The following is a 20,253-nucleotide window of genomic DNA, read 5'->3' as shown; positions in this document are numbered from 1 at the left end:
TGACCTAAAAAATAGGCGCATGCTCAACATGCCAAACTCCGGTTGCCCACATAGTATGTAACTGCAAAGCAAACTCCCTAGGAAAGGAAGGATTCTTACGGTGAAACATCACGTGAAGCCCATTATGGGTCGCCAGCTCCCTACACCGACGCCTACAGCAACTCCTCCTATATCGAACAACCTGCAGGAAGAGTGCATTCGCGTCAATAAGGTGTATGACTGGGTAGTATTAGCGAACAGCTACCGAAACAAGATTGCCCTTCCCGACGATTGTCAAGCTCTGGTAGACGCTGCCATTCGTGCAGGGCAAGATATCACGATCTCCTGCGTTGAGCCAGTTTCTCCTGGTCCTACTTGCAGAGTCGTCAGTATTCGCCGCGAGAACATTGTAGTCAATGGGACCACTGTTCGGGTCGGTGTCGTTCGCTTCGTGTTCGGAGCCACTGTGCTCGTTCGCGTCTTCGCAGACGGAACACCTCTCTGCGAATTCACAACGACAGTGCAATTCGATCAGGAAGTCGTACTCTGCCTGCCTGAACCGCTTGATGAGGACAATATCTTGTGCCGAATCAGTGCTTTCGAGTGCTCACCAACCGGTACTGTTCTCCTCGGTGGCATGGTTCAACTCGACGTCATTGTCTGCGTAGAAATCCAGGTAGAAGCAGAAGTCAAACTAGAAGTATTGGCGAAATTCTGCTCTCCACGTCCAAACAACATTCCAATTCCATCGCCAACGCCATCTTTCCGTTGCCCGCCGATCACATTCCCACCACAATGCCCACCAATCTTCCCAGTACGCAACTGCGATTGCCAGGCGTCCGTCAACGCGTTGGTACCAAACGTCTCCGTATCGATTGGTATCCCGCTCGCCATTGCCGTCGGTACGATCCAGCTCATCGCGGATATCTGCCCAAGTTGCGATCCATCCAGCAGCTCGTTTACCTTTAACTTCTTTGATGCTCTCCTGCCTGATGTCCTTGGCGATCAAAGCTTCAGCTTCTCGCCAACGACTATCAGCTCTCCGACATGCATTAGCGTACTGCCTATCCTGCCAATTGTGACAGGTCTGGTCGTAACAGGTACTGGTGTACGGACATTCACAGCAACAGGCGCACAAGAAACGGTGACCTACTCTCTGACACTCGCCGAAACAGGACTCAACCTGCCAGACGTTATCATCCTGACACTCACCGACTCTTCTGGCGTCCTCGTCTTCAGTGCCACAATTACAATCGTTCCAGACGAACAATTACTGGTTGCCGATTGCATCACGTTTGGGGATATTGTCATTACCACTCCGTAAGAAATAAATATTCGTTTCCAATCAGGCGGGAGAAGACTAGCACTTCTCCCGTTTTTTCTATATAGAAACCCGTCACTACAATACAGGCACCAATTCCCACCCCGTACATATGTCTATATGGGAAAGCCAGACGGAAAAAGGAGGACAACACTGTGTACAAAAGGAGAATCTCCAATGCGAACAAGTCGAGAGAAAATGAGAAGCTCCTCCTGCTAAAAAAACAAGCACACTACTACGAAGAAAAAGCAAACCAACTCATGCAAGAAGTGTGGTACCTACAGAAGCAGATAGAGGAAACATCCAAAAAAAATGAAACATACAGAGAGCAGCTTGAACAATTGAACCAGAACCTCCACGATTTGGACAGCAAAGGGGCAGAATGGAAGCAGCGCTTGAATGATTCACAAGACATGCTTCAAGAAATGAAAAGCAAGCTCGACTACTACGAGCATCTCCTGAAACAACGGGAAAATGCCATAACCGACCACCAGGAAACAGAAGCAAAACTAAAGAGTTCGATCGACAACTTGCAAACCGAGATCAGAGAGCAGCGAAAAGGTCCACGGCTTGAAGAAATCATGTCAAAACATCAAGCGCAGGAATCACACTTACGCGAGCACATAGAATTGCTCCAACGGCGAGTACAAAGTTACGAACAAAAAGAGGCACAATGGCAAAAAACGTTACACGAGCAAGATCAGCAGCATCTGAGTCAAATCGAGGAGATCCTGCATGAACGCCAACAGCATTTAGACATGATAGAACATCTGGAGCAGCAACAGCTCACATGGAAACAAGCTTTGGATCATGTAAATGAAGAGTTTGAAAGTGCGCAGATGAGACAGCACGAGCAACTATCCAAAATGGAGTCATTGAATCAGCAGTTGGAGGACGCACGGGCACGGGAAGAGCAGACACTCTCTGACCTAAAGCAGTTTACAGAAGCAAACGCAAATTGGGAGCAACGAAAGCAGGAACTACAGGTGAGGGAGCAAAACCTCCACGCATTTGAGCATAGTCTCACGGCACAGGAGCAGGAACTTCACGATCTTGAGCAAGAGTTGCTGGGGCAAGGGCAGGAACTGCATTCCCTAGCGAGTAGCCTTCAGACGAAAGAGCAGGATCTACTCTCTCTCGAACAAGACCTCCTATCGAAGGGGCAAGAGCTGCATTCTCAGACGCAACACCTACAAAAACGGGAGCAGAAACTTCTCGATCATGAACAAGAGCTTCAGACGCAATGGTTAGAACTGCATTCTCAAGCGGATAAACTGCAGACGAAAGAACAAGATCTGCTTGTTACAAATCAAAGGCTCGAGGCTAAGGAGCTGGAGCTGCATTCTCAGATACAAGAACTTCAAGCACGGCAGCAGGAACTTGTCGGGCTTGAGCAAGAGCTCCTTGTTACCGACCAAAAGCTCGAGGCTAAGGAGCTGGAACTGCAATCTCAGACACAGGCACTTCAAGCACGGCATCAGGAACTTGTCGGGCTTGAACAAGCGTTACAAGCGCAAAGATTAGAAATGCACTCTCAGGCACAAGACCTCCATGCACGAGAACAGGATCTTCACGTTCTCGAACAAGTGCTTCAAACTCAAGGGCAAGACCTTCAATCCCTAGCTCATAACCTCGAGACGAAAGAACAACAGCTCCAGTCCAAAGAGCTCGTGTTGCATTCTCAAACGCAAGACCTCAACGCACGGGAACAAGAACTTCTCGATCTCGAGCAAGAGCTTCAGACTCAAGGCCAAGACCTTCAATCCCTAGCTCATAACCAGCAGACGAAAGAGCAGCATCTCTCATCCAAAGAGCAAGAACTGCATTCCCAAACGCAAGATCTCAACGCACGGGAGCAGGAACTTCTCGATCTCGAGCAAGAGCTTCAGACTCAAGGGCAAGACCTTCAATCCCTAGCTCATAACCTGCAAACGAAAGAACAACAGCTCCAGTCCAAAGAGCTAGTGCTCCATTCTCAAACGCAAGACCTCAACTCACGGGAGCAGGAACTTCTCGATCTCGAACAAGAACTTCAGACTCAAGGCCAAGACCTTCAATCCCTAGCTCAAAACCTGCAAACGAAAGAGCAGCATCTCACTTCCAAAGAGCAAGAACTGCATTCCCAGACGCAAGATCTCAACTCACGGGAGCAGGAACTTCTCGATCTCGAACAAGAGCTTCAGACTCAAGGCCAAGACCTTCAATCCCTAGCTCAAAACCTGCAAACGAAAGAACAACAACTCACGTCCAAAGAGCAAGAACTGCATTCCCAGACGCAAGATCTCAACGCACGAGAGCAGGAACTTCTCGATCTCGAACAAGAGCTTCAGACTCAAGGGCAAGACCTTCAATCCCTAGCTCAAAACCTGCAGACGAAAGAGCAGCATCTCACTTCCAAAGAGCAAGAACTGCATTCCCAGACGCAAGACCTTAACGCACGGGAGCAGGAACTTCTCGATCTCGAACAAGAGCTTCAGACTCAAGGCCAAGACCTTCAATCCCTAGCTCAAAACCTGCAAACGCAAGAACAACAACTCACGTCCAAAGAGCTAGAGCTGCATTCCCAGACGCAAGACCTTAACGCACGGGAGCAGGAACTTCTCGATCTCGAACAAGAGCTTCAGGCTCAAGGGCAAGACCTTCAATCCCTAGCTCAAAACCTGCAGAAGAAAGAGCAGCATCTCACTTCCAAAGAGCAAGAACTGCATTCCCAGACGCAAGACCTCAACGCACGGGAGCAGGAACTTCTCGATCTCGAACAAAAGCTTCAGACTCATGGGCAAGATCTTCAATCCCTAGCTCAAAACCTGCAGAAGAAAGAGCAGCATCTCACTTCCAAAGAGCAAGAGCTACATTCCCAGACGCAGGATCTCAACACACGGGAGCAGGAACTTCTCGATCTCGAGCAAGAGCTTCAGACTCAAGGCCAAGACCTTCAGTCCCTAGCTCAAAACCTGCAGACGAAAGAGCAGCATCTCACTTCCAAAGAGCAAGAGCTGCATTCCCATACGCAAGATCTCAACTCACGAGAACAGGAACTTCTCGATCTTGATCAAAAACTTCAGACGAAAGAACAGCATCTCACTTCCAAAGAGCAAGAACTGCATTCCCATACGCAAGATCTCAACTCACGGGAGCAGGAACTTCTCGATCTCGAGCAAGAGCTGCAGACTCAAGGCCACGACCTTCAATCCCTGGCTCAAAACCTGCAGATGAAAGAGCAGCATCTCACTTCCAAAGAGCAAGAACTGCATTCCCAGACGCAAGACCTCAACGCACGAGAACAGGAACTTCTCGATCTTGATCAAAAACTTCAGACGAAAGACCAAGAACTTCAATCCCTGACTCAAAACTTGCAGAAGCAAGAACAACAGCTCCAATCCAAAGAGCAAGATCTGCATTCCCAGACGCAAGACCTCAACGCACGGGAGCAGGACCTTCTCGATCTCGAGCAAGAGCTTCAGACTCAAGGGCAAGACCTTCAATCCCTAGCTCAAAACCTGCAGACGAAAGAGCAGCATCTCACTTCCAAAGAGCATGAGCTGCATTCCCAGACGCAAGACCTCAACGCACGAGAACAGGAACTTCTCGATCTTGATCAAAAACTTCAGACGAAAGACCAAGAACTTCAATCCCTGACTCAAAACTTGCAGAAGCAAGAACAACAGCTCCAATCAAAAGAGCAAGAACTGCATTCCCAGACGCAAGACCTCAACTCACGAGAACAGGAACTTCTCGAACTTGATCAAAAACTTCAAACGAAAGACCAAGAACTTCAATCCCTGACTCAAAACTTGCAGAAGCAAGAACAACAGCTCACTTCCAAAGCGTTAGATCTACATTCCCAGACGCAAGATCTCAACGCACGGGAGCAGGACCTTCTCCATTTTGAGCAAGAGCTCCAAGTACAAGGGCAAAAACTGCAGACACAAGCAGATAATCTGCAAACAAAAGAACAAGAACTAACCATCCTCGAACAAGGTATTAAAGCTCGGGGGCAAGACCTTCTCACCCAGGCGCAATACCTTCAAGCACGAGAGCAAGACCTTTACACTCTCGAGCAAGAGCTGCAAACGCGCGGGCAAGAACTTCTCTCTCAAAATCAAAACCTCCAGACGAAAGAACAAGAGCTGCTCACTTTCGAGCAAGGGCTTCAGGCACGAGATCAAGAACTTCTCGCGCAGACGCGAGACCTTCAAGCAAGGGAAGAAGAACTAAACGGTTTTGAACAAGATCTGCAGGTACAAGGAAAAGAGCTACAAGCTCATGCACAGGCGTTGCAGGTTCAAGAACAAGAGCTCAAGACCCATGAACAGGGGCTTCGGGATTGGGAACAAGCCAACCTCTCCCAGGAGCAGGCGCTTTTGGCTCAGAGCCAAGAACTACAGGTTCAAGAACAAGGGCTTCAATCCCGAGAGCAAGCACTACAGCTTCGCGGACAGGAGCTTCTCTCACATGAGCAGGAAATCCACTCCCACGAGCAAGAGTTACTCACACTAAAACAAGAGCTGAACGAGCGAGATCAAGAGCTACACAACCAAGAGCAGGAGCTGCAGGCTCAAGGGCATACCCTACACAATCGAGAACAGGAATTGCTTACTCGGGAGCAAGAACTAAATACACTGGAATTGGCCCTCCTCTCTCAGGAGCAGGAAATCCATGTTCAGAGGCAAGATTTGCAAACCCGAGAGCAGGAGCTACAAGTGCAGAATCAAGATAGATACACCCGAGAGCAGGAACTTGAAGCGCAAAAACAGGATTTACGTACGAAAGAGCAAGAGCTAGAAGCCACCCGCCACGATATGTTGCAAAAAGCAATAGATCTCGAACAAAGTTGGACAGCAAAGCACGAAGAGACTTCTCAGCAATTAACAGAAGCTCTCCTTGAGCTGGAAGCAGCTCGGTTAACGAAAAATCAACTCGTCGCTGACTATAAAAAGCTGGCCGAATCGCATTCCCTGCATGAGCAAGAATTGCAGCAAAGCATCCAAAAACGCGACGAAGAAATCCAACAAACACAAAACACCGTTAAGAGTCTCCACTCGGAGTTAACAAATACACAACAGAAATTAACGGAGGCACAGGATCGTATCAAAGCTTTTCAGCAACAAGCCAAGGAAACCGACGAAAAGCTCGCAAACGTCTCTCTTCAAAAAACTAAATGGAACGAAGTACTGGAGAAAACTACCCAAAAATACGACTCTCTGTTAACAGAAAAAGAAAAAGCTATTGAGCAGTTTACATCCCAGGAGCAAGTATTGAAAAAGACGATCACCGGACTCAAAAACGTGGTGAAAGATCTCCAAAACACCGAAGAAAAATACAAGCAAATCATCAAAGAATTCACGCAAAAAGAAGCTCGAACCAATAAAGCCTTCAGTCAACTCCAGCATAATGCCCAATTTCAACCGAGTACTCAATTCCAGCCAAACACCCAATTCCACCCAAGCACGCAATTCATGCCAAGCTCCGACCCCTCCACTCAACAACTATCTTCCACACCAGTAAAGATGCAGATGCCCTATCCCAAAAATGGCAACGAGTTCAACCCCTTTCGTTGAAAAGTTGAAAATGTGCGAGAGCCGTTACCATGTGAATCTATCCTGAATACAACATAATACAGTACAGAAAGGGAGGAAAAACCATGACACCTGAACAAATGCGTGCACTGTATCAGCAACGTCAACAACATCAAGTCCATCCTGCTCAGCGTCCATCGAGAATGCCGCCATCACCATTGCCAAAATCCGGTCCGGTTCACAGAGTCCAACCGCAACCGTCCGTCCAGAATAGAACGAGCGGAGGTTGCTGCGGCAGGCGTTGGCAGGGCTAATCTTTTAGAGATCCCCTTTTCCTTGACCCGTGCAGTCTGGGATGAAATCATCCGAGATTCCCTGGAGAAGAAGCCAAATGAAACGTGCGGATTGCTTTCCGGTAGAAATGGGAGTGCACAGACGGTTTGGCGTATGGAAAATACATTGAAAAGCCCGGTCGCCTTCGCCATGGACCCCAAGCAGATCCAACACGTTTTCCACAAAATGGCGTTACGTGGGGAGCATTTGGTCGGGATCTATCACTCCCACCCTACTGCACCTCCCATTCCGTCACCTGAAGATATTGCTTACTGTCATTACCCGGAGGTCGCGTATCTCATCGTTTCGCTCGCTTCTCCACAACCAGTTCTCGGCTGTTTTCAAATTGAGGGGCCTTTTGCTCGGGTGTATCCTTATACAGTCCGTAACTAGTGTCAAATTCACTCAAAACAAAAGAACAGTGGGAATTTACTCCCGCTGTTCTTTCTGTTTTTGAAGATCGCCATGTTCCATTGAACTGGGCAGCAGCCATTCCCTTTTCTCCCAGCTGACAAAATCATCTTCCCACTTTACCTGGAAGCGGTCCTCCTCAATATGAATAACGACTCCCTTTGCACCATCCTTAACGTATACGACCAGATCGCCTACTTGTATCACCGCTCATCGCCGCCCATTACCCGAGTCTGAAGATGATTCCGTGCCCACCCTTCGGATACACCCATTTGATATTTTCGTACGGACAACCAATGCGGCAGCTCCCACACTCGTGACACCCTTCGTAACCGACGTGCATCCGCACTTCTTCCCATTTGTATACTTCCGCAGGACAGAAGATCGTACAGAGCTTATCAGGGCATTGCGTCGCACAAACATCTGCGGAGAGCACATGCAGATGTGACTCCGTATCCGCTTTGAAGCGCACAAGGTACTGTTTCTCCTCGATTGACTGGCCCTTCGGTAGATCCTGCATCACTTCATCACCCTCCACGCATTCATCAAGTCACGCGCCATTTTCCATTTGTCCTTCGCAGAGCCGAGGTCGCTCCAGATTTTCTTCTGCTTGCTCCATTTCGAGCTGCCATCAACAGTAAACATTTGACTCGCCGCTTTGTTCATCATCGGAATATACTGTTCGAAATACTGCGGGAATTTTTCAAAGTGATGCGTTGCGTCCTTGTACTTTTTCAAATCTTGACCGACAAAGCTATTCAACAGATTGATTCGGTATCCGTCGAGCATTTTTTCGGAATAGTCCCCTGCCTCTTTTGCCGCCAGGATCGTTTCCGCCGCCATGACACCAGATGCCATTGCCATATTCGATCCCTCTCGATGGATTGCATTGACGAGCTGGGCAGCATCTCCTACGACAAGTACACCATTGCCGACAACTTTGGGAATGGAACGATATCCACCCTCGGGAATCAGGTGCGCCAAGTATTCCTGCTGCTCACAGCCTTGGATATACGGCCGAATCATCGGATGATTCTTTACATAGTCCAACAACTCATACGGCTTGATCTTGTTTTTGATCAGACCTGACAGCATCGTCCCTACCCCAATGTTCAAGCTGTCCTTATTCGTATACAACCACGCCGTCCCCAAAATCCCTTTGGTCGAATCCCCGAAAATTTCAATCGTACAACCGTGATCGCCCTCTAAGTTAAAGCGATCCTCGATTATTTTGCGATCCAGCTTCAGTACTTCCATGACGGCGAGCGCTACTTCATCTGGGCGAAACTCTTTGTGGAAACCTAACGATTTCGCCAGCAAGGAGTTGACGCCGTCTGCCAGTACGACAACATCTGCATATAGATCCCCATCCGGTCGATCTGTTTTGATACCGACTACCTTGCCATTTTCAACAATGCACTGCAAGGCAACGGTCTCATTGAGTAACAGTGCTCCCTGCTGCACGGCTTTATCTGCAAACCATTGGTCAAATTTCGCCCGCAGCACCGTGAAATTGTTATAGGGTTCCTGGGCCCACTCCATGCCTTTATAACTGAAATTGATGGCTGATTCCTTATCGAGCATCATGAACCGCTGTTCGACGATCGGACGTTCAACAGGCGCCTCTTTGTAAAATTCGGGAATGATGTCTTCCATCGTTTTACGATACAAAACACCTCCCATGACGTTTTTGGAACCCGGATATTCCCCGCGCTCCATCAACAGAACATTTACACCCGCTTTGGCAAGCGTATAAGCACAAGCTGTGCCAGCCGGACCTGCTCCGACAATGATTACATCAAATTTCTCAGCCATACGTTACCTCCTTGTCCGGCTCCTTTTGGAATGCTTCAATGAGCAATGGCACAATTTCAAAAGCATCACCGACAATACCGTAGTGACAAGACTGGAAGATGAGTGCATTCGGATCTTTATTGATGGCAATGATCAATCCCGAGTTGCGCATGCCGACCAAATGCTGGATAGCTCCCGATATGCCGATGGCAAAGTAAATTTTTGGCGTAACAGTCACTCCCGTCTGCCCTACCTGATATTCATGACCGATCCAGCCTGCTTCCACCGCATCTCTGCTGGCCCCAACGGTTGCCCCGATTCGTTCTGCAAAGCGATGAATAAGTGCAAAACCTTCCTTGCTTCCGAGTCCTTTGCCACCAGCGACGATCACATCAGCCTCATCCAGACGCACCTTTTCCTTCGTCTCCCGGACGATTTTCAGTACTTTTGTGCGAATGTCTTCTTCACGTAGCTCCATGCTTTCTTCGATAATCTTTCCTGTACGTGACTCGTCTGGCTCAAGCGCTTTCATGACTTTTGGGCGGACGGTCGCCATTTGCGGTCGATGTTTTTTGCACAAAATGGTCGCCATGATGTTACCGCCAAACGCTGGACGGCTCGCCTCCAATAAACCTGTCTCCGCGTTCACATCGAGCATGGTCGTGTCAGCGGTCAGCCCTGTCTCCAAGTCCGTCGCGACAGCGCTCGCCAAATCTTTTCCGGTTGAAGTCGCACCGTACAAGATGATTTCCGGCTTGTGCTTTTGAACACATTCGATAACAGCTCGCATGTACGACTCTGTTCGGTAATCATGAAAAATCTTTTGATCGTATACATACACTTGGTCCGCACCGTATGGAAACGCCGTGTGGGCCAACTCCTTGATTCCATCTCCGATTAACAAGCCAGCAAGCGGCACGTCTCGCTTGTCAGCCATTTGTCTTCCCGCCCCCAACAGCTCGAGTGATACAGGCGCGATACGGCCGTCACTCACCTCTAAAAACACCCAGATGCCACGAAAATCATCCAGATTCATATCTGCTCCTCCTTCACCCGAAACAGTCGCTGTTTATCGTGCAAAATTTCCATCAAGCGTGCGATTTGCTCGCTGGCGCTTCCTTCGAGTATTTCGCCACCCTTTGGCTTCTCTGGGGGCCAAACTTTTGCAACGATGGTAGGAGAGCCCTTCAGACCTAACTGCGTCCGATCGATATCCCCCAAGTCATCGACGGACCAGACAACGGGATTATATTTAGCAGCTCGAAGCATGTTAGGCAGCGGAGAATAAGGTACCTCGTTAATCTCCTTCTCCACGGAAAACAAACAAGGCAAGGTCGACTGAATGACTTCATAACCATCCTCCAGCTTTCGATGCACGATGGCGTAACCTTGTTCTTTGTTTATTTCCACTACTTTTTTCACACACGTGAGCGGCGGAATATCCAACCTTCTGGCGACACCCGGTCCGACTTGTCCCGTATCACCGTCGATGGTCATCTTCCCGCAAATGACGAGGTCGACTGGCTGGCTTTCTGCAATCTTCTCAATGGCTTTGGTAATTGCATAGCTGGTCGCCAATGTGTCTGCTCCGGCAAATGCACGATCCGTTACCAGATAGCCTGCGTCTGCTCCGATCTCGATACATTTCCGAATAGCCTTCACCGCTGGTGGCGGTCCCATGGTGACGACGGAGACCACACCCCCATATCGATTTTTCAAACGAACGGCTTCCTCCACCGCATGTGCATCATACGGGTTGAGAATGGCTGGCGCACTGGCGCGATCCATCGTATTCGTCTTCGGATTCATCTTGATGATTTTGGTGTCCGGCACCTGCTTAATGCAAGCAACAATATGCAGCATGATTGATCCCCCCTTGCTGCCGGGCGCGATACCTATGCCTGTACAAAAGGTTGCCTTTCTTACGCGCAATCAGATCGGGCAGCTTGTCGTTCATTGTTATAGCCTATTGCGATGAAGCCGAGCTTAGACCAGTAAAAACAGGCCTCTGAATTTAGATATCAGGGGCCTTCATGGAAACGTAAAAAGACGCCAAACATCAGCTTAGCGATGCGTGGCGTCTTTTGACTTATGAATTAATCTTTATCAATGGAGAGTTCAATCGTAGCATCCGTGAACTTCTTGGCAACTCTTTTCAGTTTGATTTCCAAACCGATTTGCGGCAGGATTTTACCGACTTCGGGCACTTCCGGCATCGAGTAATCATCACTGTCTTCAAACTCAGTTACTCCATCCAACGGCTCGTATTCCATGGTTCCCATAATGTAATCCAGCTTTATTCCAGAAGTGTCGTTCGGGCTAAACGCAGCGTCATTCACTTGGTAACGGGAGTCTGCAATTGCCTTTTTGTTACCTTCATCATTGTTCCAGTAACGTACTTCCTGATGGGCATCTACTACACCGAGCATGCCGTAGCCTGGATGCAGGCTCGTATTGTTGTCACGGGTTCTTTCATAGCGACCATCAAAGTACCAGATCACCATACCTGGATCATACGTGAAGAAAGAGTCGTTGCGTCGGAAATGCTTCAGACCAGCGTCAATTCCTTCGTGAGAACGCAGCTCAATTAGGTAGTACGCATCGAACATTTTTCCTTTTCCATCGAAGTGAGAGAAACCATCCAATTTGAACTTCTTCTCACCCTCTGCATCATCTGCGAAGATGACTTGTCCATCCGCCTCTACTTCAAAGTTATCCAAATAGAAGCCATCCATCACGAAAGCGACATCCGTTACATAGTTAAACTCGACTTGTACCTTTTTACCAGCGAACTCGTTCAGGCTGATTTCTTCTTTGTCCCAGCCTTTTGTTACGTCATCGTATTTTTGAACTTCTTTTTTCTCGCCTGTATCCGCGTCGATTACATTGACGCTCACGTAGTCATAGCCTTCCTCAATGCTTCTCCACGAATCGAATTTCATCGTTGCGGAGCTGACCCCTGTTAAATCGATCACATCAGACGTCATTTTTGTATTCAGCTTGTTGCCTTCATCCGAGAAGTAGGCGTATCCTCCATCTTTTGGCTCAACCGGCGGTTTCTTTTCGACCTTTGGCATGTTCAGCTTGATGACCTTGCCGTCCTTCTCAAGGCTGCTCGCATCAATGAGTCGAAGGGATCTCTTGCGCTTCTCTACATCCTTGTAATCCAGCACGTACGGATTAATCCAGTTTCCACCGAACATTTGTTGCAGCACCATTTTGGACCAAGGATCAAGGCCAGTAGGTTCTGTTTGGAAAACCTTACCTGTATGGCTACCGGACGACATGAGGGACCAAGCACCTACTGGCGAATCTTTTCCGCCTCTTGTCGTGTCATACAAGTCTGGCAAACCGAGATTGTGTCCGTATTCGTGAGTGAATACGCCTGGTGCGCCATCCTCTGGTTGAATCATGTAATCAAACGCTTTGAGGCTTGTACCTGGAATTTCTACAGGTCTCTTCAAAGTCCAACGGTGGGACCAAATCGCATCTGCGTCTTCCCCAGTTTCTTCGCCGATCCCAGCATGAACGAGCATGAGGTTGTCCAGATTGCCATCTGGCTCCATCAGATCACCATCGCCATCGAAGTCATACGGATCGCGCTGATCGTACAATTCCTCTTTCCCGGCAATGGAATCCCCAACTGCCTCAAGCGTCTCGATTACTAGATCGCGCGGATTGGAATCGTCACCAGCCTTGGAATTTTCGCCATAATACTTGTAGCTATTCTCAGCCATCTGCCATGGCGTTACCACACCATCAACCGTCCACGTTTTTCCCGATTGCAGATAGAAATATTTCGCCATCGTTGTCATGCCGATACCTTCAGGAGTTTCGTACCCCTTCTGATCAAACAGCATCTCTTTGTAGTGCTTCTCGTTGAAGTCTTTCGTCCAAAGCGAGTCATTCACTTTTGGTAGCTGATTATGCTCCCGGTCAGGGAACTCGACAAGAGCGACAACGATGTTATCAGTATGTAGTCGTTTGGAAGAGCGCAATTCATCGCCATCCTCCATCTCAGCCACTTTCTGGGCTGCCTTCGCCAATGCTGCCTGCTGACCTCTGCTTGCTTCTTTACCGAAAGAGGTCGATTCGTCAACGCCGTGTGGTACTTTTTTGTCTTCCAAGTACTCGAGCAACGCCTCGTCAATCTCATCCTGATCGGCGTCTTCATCAATGATTCCTTGCTCCATTAACCCTTTAATCAGTCGCTCCAGGTTAACAGTGGACAAGTCTACATGCAGATCATGCTTGTCCTCTTTTGATTTGGCCAAACCAGCTGTAGGTGCAGCCACGAAAGTACTGAGCACGAGTGAGGAGGAAAATAAAACGGATAAGAGCTTCTTGCTTTTCTTCACTACGGTTCACCCTCTTTTTCTATCTATTTGTGATGCATCGGAAAAATCAAACCCCCAATTCCGACTATTCATAATTATTGCGTGATACGTAATTTTTGCCAAATTCTTTTCTTCGACAAAAAATACTTCCCGTTCAAAAGAAATTGCTCAATAAGGCTATCGAACTAGTTACGACAAGTGCCGAATTTTCGGCTAATCATTTATTCAAAGGGTATCTGTTCGATATATTACCGTTGTGTCTACATCCTAAAGACCTATAGAAATTTGTTGAATTTTGTCGAAAAAACTCGATATTTTTCTATCATATATTTCTTTCGCCCTCCTCTCTTTCTTGCAAAACAACTCGATTATCGGTACGATCGAATAAAAATGCTCGTGTTTTCCATGGAGGATTTTGATGCTGCAAACATTTGGTTTTTCTCTGTATGAGAGTAAAGTTTATGAAGCGTTGGCGTCTAGCGGCGAGCCTCTCGATGCAGCAATGGTCGTGAAGCATTCGGGAGTGCCAAAAGCAAAAATTTACGAGGTGTTGAATCGTCTGGTAGAAAAGGGGATGGTTCTTGACACCGTATCGGAAAAGAAAAAGCGGTATACAGCCCTGCCTTTGGACAGCCTGGTAGAAAAGCTGACCCGCCAATTTCAAACAGACGTCAAAAAATTGACCAGCTCCCTTTCTCATAAAACTGTACGTGATGACCGAGTCTGGAGCCTGAAGGTTGATGAATCGATCCGCGCGGAATGCAAACAATTGATCCAACGAGCAACACGGTCTATTCGCATCTCTGCCTGGTCCAATGATTTTTTGGAGTATGTACCCCTACTGGAGATGAAAGAAAAAGAAGGGGTGGAGATCGAAGCCTTGGTCATCGGGCAGATTAACACCAAGCTCTCCTGTGTTCATTCCTTTATCCCTGTGCAAGAGCATCAAGGCTTGGAGCGCTATCAGCTAATCGTAGCGGACCAAGATGAAATGATTTTTGCAGGCGAGGAGGACACGGGCTGGCATGCGATCAAGACACGCGGTCAACCTTTCGTCAAATTTTTTGCTGATTCGTTTTACCATGATGTCGCGTTGACAAAAATCACCCAAAAATATGTGGATCAACTCTTTGACGATGAAGAAATCCGCAAGATGATCATTCGCCTCCGATACTGACAATACCTGGACTTTGGCTTTTGGCCAGAGTCCTTTCTATTTGTAAGGAGAAATTTCTAGTTGCACATGATCAAAAAGGTTACTATTATGGTAGTAACCTTTTTACTCGAGAGGAGCTATTGTTTTGAATCCACGTGTCTTCATCTTAGCGATTGCTACCTTTGTTGTAGGTACGGTGGAATTGATTATCGGTGGTACGCTCGATCTGATTGCTCGTGATCTTCAGATATCGATTAGCGCTGCCGGACAATTAATCACCATATTCTCACTTGCATTTGCTGTTGCCGCTCCTCTGCTCCTGCATGTTACGAGGCGTGTTGAGCGCAAAAAGCTATACTTGTATGCATTAGCGGCCTTTTTCCTGAGTAATGTGCTCGCGGCACTTAGTCCGAGCTACGCTGTATTAATGACGGCGCGCATCTTGAGCGCAGCAAGCAGTTCCATCCTGATTGTGCTGTCGATTACGATTGCGACGAGCCTTGTGGAACCTGCTTATCGCGGCCGTGCCATTGGCGTTATTTTCATGGGGATTAGCGGTTCGCTCGTACTCGGCGTCCCTGTCGGATTGGCTCTGGGGAATGCCTTCGGATGGCGTGCCCCGTTTTGGCTAATTGCGGCACTGAGTATCGTCGCGATGATTTTTATCCTCTTGTTTTTGCCAAAAGTCCAAACTGCACCGCCGATTCCGCTACGTGATCAAATGACTACCCTCCGTAGCAGCAAGCTATTCAGCGCCTTATTTATCGTCTTGTTAATGCTGACAGGTCACTTGACGCTGTATGCATACTTTACTCCTTATCTGCAAACGACGATGAATGTGGACGGAACGACACTGAGCTGGATTTATCTCTTGTTCGGGATTGCTGCCGTTGCAGGCGGTGGTATTGGGGGGTGGATCTCAGACAAATGGGGAGCAACCAAAAGCATTCTGTTCATCATTCCAGTGTTTGGCTTGATCATGTGTGTCTTGCCGTTTTTTACAGGCTCGCTATATTTGTTCTTGCCGATCATGGTAATCTGGAGTGCGCTTAGCTGGGCTATTTCGCCAGCACAACAAAACTATTTGATCTCCTGCTCACCTGCTACCGCAGACATTCAATTAAGCTTGAATACTTCTGCCCAACATTTAGGTATCGCCCTTGGCTCTCTGGCTGGCGGTCTCGTCGTCGAGCGGTCATCTGTCATCTACACCCCTTGGGTTGGAGCAATGTTCGTCCTGCTTTCGTTCGGGTTTGCCTTTTACTCGATCTCACGTCCATTTCAAGCACAGGAAAGCCAAGTAGCGCAGCCTGCGCCAGCACAAAATGCATAGCGACTCACAAAAGCAAAAAGCCGTCAAATCATTGACGGCTTTTTCTTTATCATCCTAGAATCGTTTTCGTTACTTGCCTATTTCACTGGCAACCAAACGGTAAATCTCGTGATTCCCCGCTCCGACCCAACCTCAATTTTCCCCTTGTACTTGTGAACAACTGAATCTACAATCGTCAGACCCGTTCCACGCGAGCCACATTGTTTCTCTGTTTTCGTTGTATAGCCCTTCTCGAAAATACGTGCACGTTGTTCTGGCGTTATTTCCGGTCCTGTATTTTCCACTTGGAAAATAATATGTTCTTCATCACAGCAAAAATAAATGCTGATTCGCTTTTCCCCATCCGCTAATTCAGCCGCTTCAATCGCATTATCAATCAGATTCGATAAAATTTTGATCAGATCAATGGAAGGAATACTATCCATTGGATCAGAACATTCTTCAAATTGCATTACGATTTGTTTGGATTTAGCCTGCTCCCATTTCGTGTGAAGCAATACCATTAAGGCAGGATTCGCAAACCTCACGGTGAGGTCCAGAAGCTTGGTTTCTTTCAGCAGCGACTGCACGTAATCTCGTGCTTTTGGATAATATCCGCATTCGATCAATCCGTACAGCACTTGCATGTGATTGACGAAATCATGGCGTATGGAGCGCATCGAACAAATGACTGAGCGCAATTCATCCTGATAGGTTTCTTCCGTCTCGCCAACTGCTGCCTTGATGGCGCGTTGGTACCAGCGTTCCATGCAAAGAACCAGGAAGATCAGTACGACGACAAAAAAACCTTGAATCGCAAAAACAGGAATGCTGTTACGAACGACATCATTTCCAATGTCCTCGACGATGGCTACGTCCGTATCTACTCCGATGATTCCAATGATTCTTCCTTCTCTATCTCTAAGCGGCGCACCCGCAGACATGTAAACCCCGTAATCTGGATCTCTGATAATATCTGAGTAGTACGCTGATGATCCTTCGTAAATCATTTGAATGTGCTCAGAAGATAGAACAATAGGCATACCGATATCAAAATTTTGCTGCGCACTTGGAGGTCTTGCAACGATCATCGCGCGACCACTCTGCCTGTCTTCATTGACTTGAATCGTGTATAAATACAGCAGACCGAATTGCTCACGTGCTTGATTCAATTGCTGTTCGATTCGTTTATAGGCGGGGGTCTCTTTTACCGGATTTCGTAAAAACTCCTGGTACGCGTCAACATCTAGACTGTCTGCTACCACCGAAGCAGCTTTCATGCTTTGATTCGCAATGGAGAGTCGGACGGATTGAATCGTATTGAAATAGGAAATCGCGATGCTTACACAAGTCAAGATCAAAACAAGGATACCAGAAACGAGCATAATGAGTAGTACTCTAGGATTTTTTGGATGTGAACTCGTCATAATCCCCTCAATCTATCTGTTCAAAAAGTCGTCTGTGGATGACGCAGTTGTACTAAAAACACGACCTTTTGAACATGTCTCTCTAATATTCTAGAGATTTCTACTGGAAATGTCTACATAATATGAATTTCGCTTCATTATAGTTCTCAAAATCATACATTGAATTATGATTCGGAATATTTTTATAATAAGACGAATACGAAATACCAATCTCTTTCCCTAGGAAAAAGGAGTGGGTTCGATGGAAGAAAAATGGTTTGCCCGACTGCAGGAGATTTATCCAGAGCTTGTTTCATTCAGACGTGATTTGCATATGTATCCCGAGCTTTCTTTTCAGGAGGAAAACACAGCGAAGAAAGTTGCGGACAAGCTGGCTTCTTTTGGTATAGAAGTACAAACCGGTGTCGGCGGCATGGGTGTTGTCGGTCTCTTGCGGGGTGGAAAGCCAGGAAAAACAGTTGCGTTGCGGGCTGACTTCGACGCCTTGCCCATTCAAGATGAAAAAGAAGTACCGTATAAGTCCCGCATTCCAGGCGTTATGCACGCTTGCGGTCACGATATACATACCTCAGGACTTTTGGGAGTCGCACAAGTGTTGAGCGAGTTTCGCGATGAGCTCCCAGGAAATGTGGTATTTCTGCATCAGTTCGCGGAAGAGCTGCCACCTGGTGGCGCCAAAGCCATGGTGGAGGCGGGTTGCCTCGAGGGAGTCGATGTCGTGTATGGCGCGCACGTCGCCTCCGAGCTTCCCGTAGGCACTGTCGGGATCGGTCATGGCTACATTACGGCAGCAGCAGACAGCTTTGAGATCGTCTTGTACGGAAAAGGCGGACACGGTGCTTATCCTCATACCTCCGTTGATCCAATCGTATTGGGCAGTCAGGTTGTCATGAATTTGCAGCAGATTGCCAGCCGTCAGGTAGATCCGCTGAAACAAGTCGTTCTGTCTGTTTGCTCCTTCGTGGGCGGGGGCGAAGCGTTCAACGTCATTCCTGATCAAGTAAAGCTAAAGGGAACCGTCCGCACGTATGACGAGGAAGTGAGAGTCGCGGTTGAGCAATCCCTGAAACGTATCGTGGAAGCCAGTTGCCAGGCAGTCGGCGCTACTTGCGAAATCATGTACCAACGCGGCTACCCAGCTACTTGGAACGATGAGACCGAGACTCCGCTTTTTGTAGCAGAAGCCAAGCGGATTTTTGGTGAGGAGCGCGTATTGAAAATCCCACCTGGCATGGGCGGAGAGGACTTTGCTTACTTTGCCCAAGAACGCCCCGCTACCTTCTTCATGGTCGGTGGGCGCAACCCGGAGATTCAGGCGACGTATCCGCATCATCATCCCAAATTCGATGTTGATGAGCGCTCCATGATTCAAACCGGTCAGTTATTCATTGCAGCGTTGCTAGCCTATCAGGCACGTCATCAATAAACGGATAAAGTTGAAAGGCAAGGGCCTCATGCACCTTGCCTTTTTTCTGCCGCCGTATTCACACCTCGTGTCCAACAATCCAGTCCAGTCTTCTGCTCTGGATACGGGCAGGAATCGTTTTTAACAGGAAATGACGGGTCGCGATGGCCAGCGGATTTTCCCACTGGGTGACTGCCCCCATTAAGCGGGAACCTTTCACAATCGCATTCGCCCGCTTCTTCCGTTTCTCTTCATACATACGCAAAGCATAAGCCCAGTCCGAGTCCGCATCGGCTTCTGCCAAGCATCTGGCCAGCACAAGTGCGTCTTCCATTCCCTGACCCGCTCCTTGCCCCAGATTCGGCAGCATCGGATGGGCCGCATCGCCTACTAATGTAACTCGGCCCTCACTCCATCTCCTGAGTGGTGCACGATCGTAAATATCATGCCGCAAGATGGCTGCATCCTCTGTCGCCTCAATCACTGCACGTACTGGCTCATACCAGCCATCCAGTCGGCGCAAAGTCTCTCGCTTTCGGCCCAGCGGTCCATCCTTTTCTCCCTCAGGTGCATTGATGGCGGCAAACCAATGAATTCGATTGTTGCCGATATGGGAAAACCCGAAACGAATCCCCCTGCCCCATGCTTCAAAGCCGCCTCCTGACTCCAGTGGATAACGAGGGTCTTGGTAAGTAGCAATCCCGCGAATCGCCGTGTACCCGGAGTATCTCATCGACTCTTCACCGAACAGTCTCTTTCGTACATGAGAATGAATCCCGTCCGCTCCGATCAGAATCGCCCCCTGTGTACTTGACCCATCTGCAAAAGCGGCTTGAACCCTTGCTTCTTTTTGAGAAAAAGAAACGAACTGCTTGCCTAAAACCAATTCATGCGTTGAGATTTTCGCCAAAAGAGCCTGCTGTAGATCAGCCCGATGAATCAAGTAGCTGTCAGCCCCGTACCGTTCTGCTTGTTCCGTGACAGGTAGCTCGACTAACAAATTTCCCTTCCAGTCGCGAATCCTTGCTGAACGGACAGCTGCCCCAAGCTCGCGTACTTCCTGTCCAACTCCCAGCTTATCCAATGCCTTCATCGCATTGGCAGCCAAAACGATTCCAGCACCGATTCCTTTATGCTCCCGTGCCTGCTCATAAAGCGTCACTTGCCACCCCTTTTGCTTCAAGGCAAGCGCTGATGCAAGCCCGCTCAAGCCTGCCCCAATGATCAGCGCGTGTTTTTCGTTGCTCATCGCCTTTTCT

At 48.2% G+C, this 20,253-nt stretch carries 14 protein-coding genes; 6 read left to right on the top strand and 8 right to left on the bottom strand.

What is annotated here, in order from left to right; translation table 11 throughout:
• The first annotated feature begins 112 nt into the window (after positions 1–112).
• The 3 genes from HP398_RS08980 (at position 113) to HP398_RS08970 (ending at position 7,545) form a co-directional block, all read left to right on the top strand.
• Positions 113–1,303 carry a BMQ_0737 family morphogenetic spore coat protein gene (locus HP398_RS08980; RefSeq protein WP_371736726.1) on the top strand — a complete coding sequence of 397 codons (1,191 nt, stop codon included), beginning with the start codon at positions 113–115 and terminating at the stop codon, positions 1,301–1,303.
• A gap of 152 nt (positions 1,304–1,455) precedes the next feature.
• A complete protein-coding gene (locus HP398_RS08975; RefSeq protein ID WP_173622416.1) occupies positions 1,456–6,861 on the top strand; it encodes a hypothetical protein in 5,406 nt (1,801 codons plus the stop codon).
• 102 nt (positions 6,862–6,963) lie between these two features.
• A complete protein-coding gene (locus tag HP398_RS08970; RefSeq protein WP_017251141.1) occupies positions 6,964–7,545 on the top strand; it encodes a M67 family metallopeptidase in 582 nt (193 codons plus the stop codon).
• Positions 7,546–7,581: 36 nt separating this feature from the next.
• On the opposite strand, the gene HP398_RS08965 is transcribed toward HP398_RS08970, so the two are convergent.
• The 6 genes from HP398_RS08965 to HP398_RS08940 all read right to left on the bottom strand — a co-directional run bounded on the left by HP398_RS08965 (position 7,582) and on the right by HP398_RS08940 (position 13,715).
• Positions 7,582–7,770: a hypothetical protein gene (locus HP398_RS08965; RefSeq protein WP_017251140.1), complete on the bottom strand. Its 189-nt coding sequence runs from the start codon at positions 7,768–7,770 to the stop codon at positions 7,582–7,584.
• A 16-nt stretch (positions 7,771–7,786) separates the two neighbouring features.
• The gene (locus HP398_RS08960; protein ID WP_007726971.1) at positions 7,787–8,083 is read right to left on the bottom strand and encodes a ferredoxin family protein; all 297 of its coding nucleotides are present in this window, start codon (positions 8,081–8,083) and stop codon (positions 7,787–7,789) included.
• Positions 8,083–9,378, bottom strand: coding sequence for an FAD-dependent oxidoreductase (locus tag HP398_RS08955; protein WP_017251139.1), 1,296 nt, complete (start codon positions 9,376–9,378; stop codon positions 8,083–8,085). Before HP398_RS08955 ends, HP398_RS08960 begins: the two co-directional genes overlap by 1 nt.
• Positions 9,371–10,393 carry an electron transfer flavoprotein subunit alpha/FixB family protein gene (locus HP398_RS08950; RefSeq protein ID WP_173622415.1) on the bottom strand — a complete coding sequence of 341 codons (1,023 nt, stop codon included), beginning with the start codon at positions 10,391–10,393 and terminating at the stop codon, positions 9,371–9,373. The genes HP398_RS08955 and HP398_RS08950 overlap by 8 nt, the downstream gene beginning before the upstream one ends.
• Positions 10,390–11,220, bottom strand: coding sequence for an electron transfer flavoprotein subunit beta/FixA family protein (locus HP398_RS08945; RefSeq protein ID WP_069845507.1), 831 nt, complete (start codon positions 11,218–11,220; stop codon positions 10,390–10,392). The genes HP398_RS08950 and HP398_RS08945 overlap by 4 nt, the downstream gene beginning before the upstream one ends.
• A 233-nt stretch (positions 11,221–11,453) precedes the next feature.
• On the bottom strand, positions 11,454–13,715 hold the full coding sequence (locus HP398_RS08940) for an immune inhibitor A domain-containing protein (RefSeq protein WP_173622414.1): 2,262 nt from the start codon (positions 13,713–13,715) through the stop codon (positions 11,454–11,456).
• 397 nt (positions 13,716–14,112) lie between these two features.
• Here HP398_RS08940 and HP398_RS08935 point away from each other — a divergent pair, with 397 nt between their 5' ends.
• Complete coding sequence (locus tag HP398_RS08935; protein WP_017251135.1) at positions 14,113–14,871, top strand: TrmB family transcriptional regulator; 759 nt, start codon at positions 14,113–14,115, stop codon at positions 14,869–14,871.
• 124 nt (positions 14,872–14,995) lie between these two features.
• Positions 14,996–16,183, top strand: a complete 1,188-nt coding sequence (locus HP398_RS08930; RefSeq protein ID WP_173622413.1) for an MFS transporter — start codon at positions 14,996–14,998, stop codon at positions 16,181–16,183.
• 77 nt (positions 16,184–16,260) lie between these two features.
• Here HP398_RS08930 and HP398_RS08925 read toward each other — a convergent pair whose 3' ends face one another.
• On the bottom strand, positions 16,261–17,547 hold the full coding sequence (locus HP398_RS08925) for an ATP-binding protein (RefSeq protein ID WP_238144698.1): 1,287 nt from the start codon (positions 17,545–17,547) through the stop codon (positions 16,261–16,263).
• Between the two features lie 283 nt (positions 17,548–17,830).
• Between HP398_RS08925 and HP398_RS08920 the strand changes: the two genes are divergently transcribed.
• Positions 17,831–19,015, top strand: a complete 1,185-nt coding sequence (locus tag HP398_RS08920; protein ID WP_069845512.1) for an amidohydrolase — start codon at positions 17,831–17,833, stop codon at positions 19,013–19,015.
• A gap of 58 nt (positions 19,016–19,073) precedes the next feature.
• Here the strand turns inward: HP398_RS08920 and HP398_RS08915 are convergent, their stop codons facing one another.
• On the bottom strand, positions 19,074–20,243 hold the full coding sequence (locus tag HP398_RS08915; protein ID WP_017251132.1) for an FAD-dependent monooxygenase: 1,170 nt from the start codon (positions 20,241–20,243) through the stop codon (positions 19,074–19,076).
• Between the last annotated feature and the right edge of the window lie 10 nt (positions 20,244–20,253).

Origin of the sequence: Brevibacillus sp. HB1.4B, from assembly GCF_013284285.1 — a bacterium.
In the GTDB taxonomy this organism is placed as follows: Bacteria; Bacillota; Bacilli; order Brevibacillales; family Brevibacillaceae; genus Brevibacillus; species Brevibacillus porteri.
This window is presented reverse-complemented; position numbering and strand designations above follow the sequence as displayed.

Bases quoted from the DNA above. Each gene is read 5' to 3' on its own strand.
- HP398_RS08935 (WP_017251135.1), top strand. From the start codon at position 14,113: ATGCTGCAAACATTTGGTTTTTCTCTGTATGAGAGTAAAGTTTATGAA.
- HP398_RS08920 (WP_069845512.1), top strand. From the start codon at position 17,831: ATGGAAGAAAAATGGTTTGCCCGACTGCAGGAGATTTATCCAGAGCTT.
- HP398_RS08925 (WP_238144698.1), bottom strand. From the start codon at position 17,547: ATGCTCGTTTCTGGTATCCTTGTTTTGATCTTGACTTGTGTAAGCATC.
- HP398_RS08955 (WP_017251139.1), bottom strand. From the start codon at position 9,378: ATGGCTGAGAAATTTGATGTAATCATTGTCGGAGCAGGTCCGGCTGGC.
- HP398_RS08950 (WP_173622415.1), bottom strand. From the start codon at position 10,393: ATGAATCTGGATGATTTTCGTGGCATCTGGGTGTTTTTAGAGGTGAGT.
- HP398_RS08960 (WP_007726971.1), bottom strand. From the start codon at position 8,083: ATGCAGGATCTACCGAAGGGCCAGTCAATCGAGGAGAAACAGTACCTT.
- HP398_RS08945 (WP_069845507.1), bottom strand. From the start codon at position 11,220: ATGCTGCATATTGTTGCTTGCATTAAGCAGGTGCCGGACACCAAAATC.
- HP398_RS08915 (WP_017251132.1), bottom strand. From the start codon at position 20,243: ATGAGCAACGAAAAACACGCGCTGATCATTGGGGCAGGCTTGAGCGGG.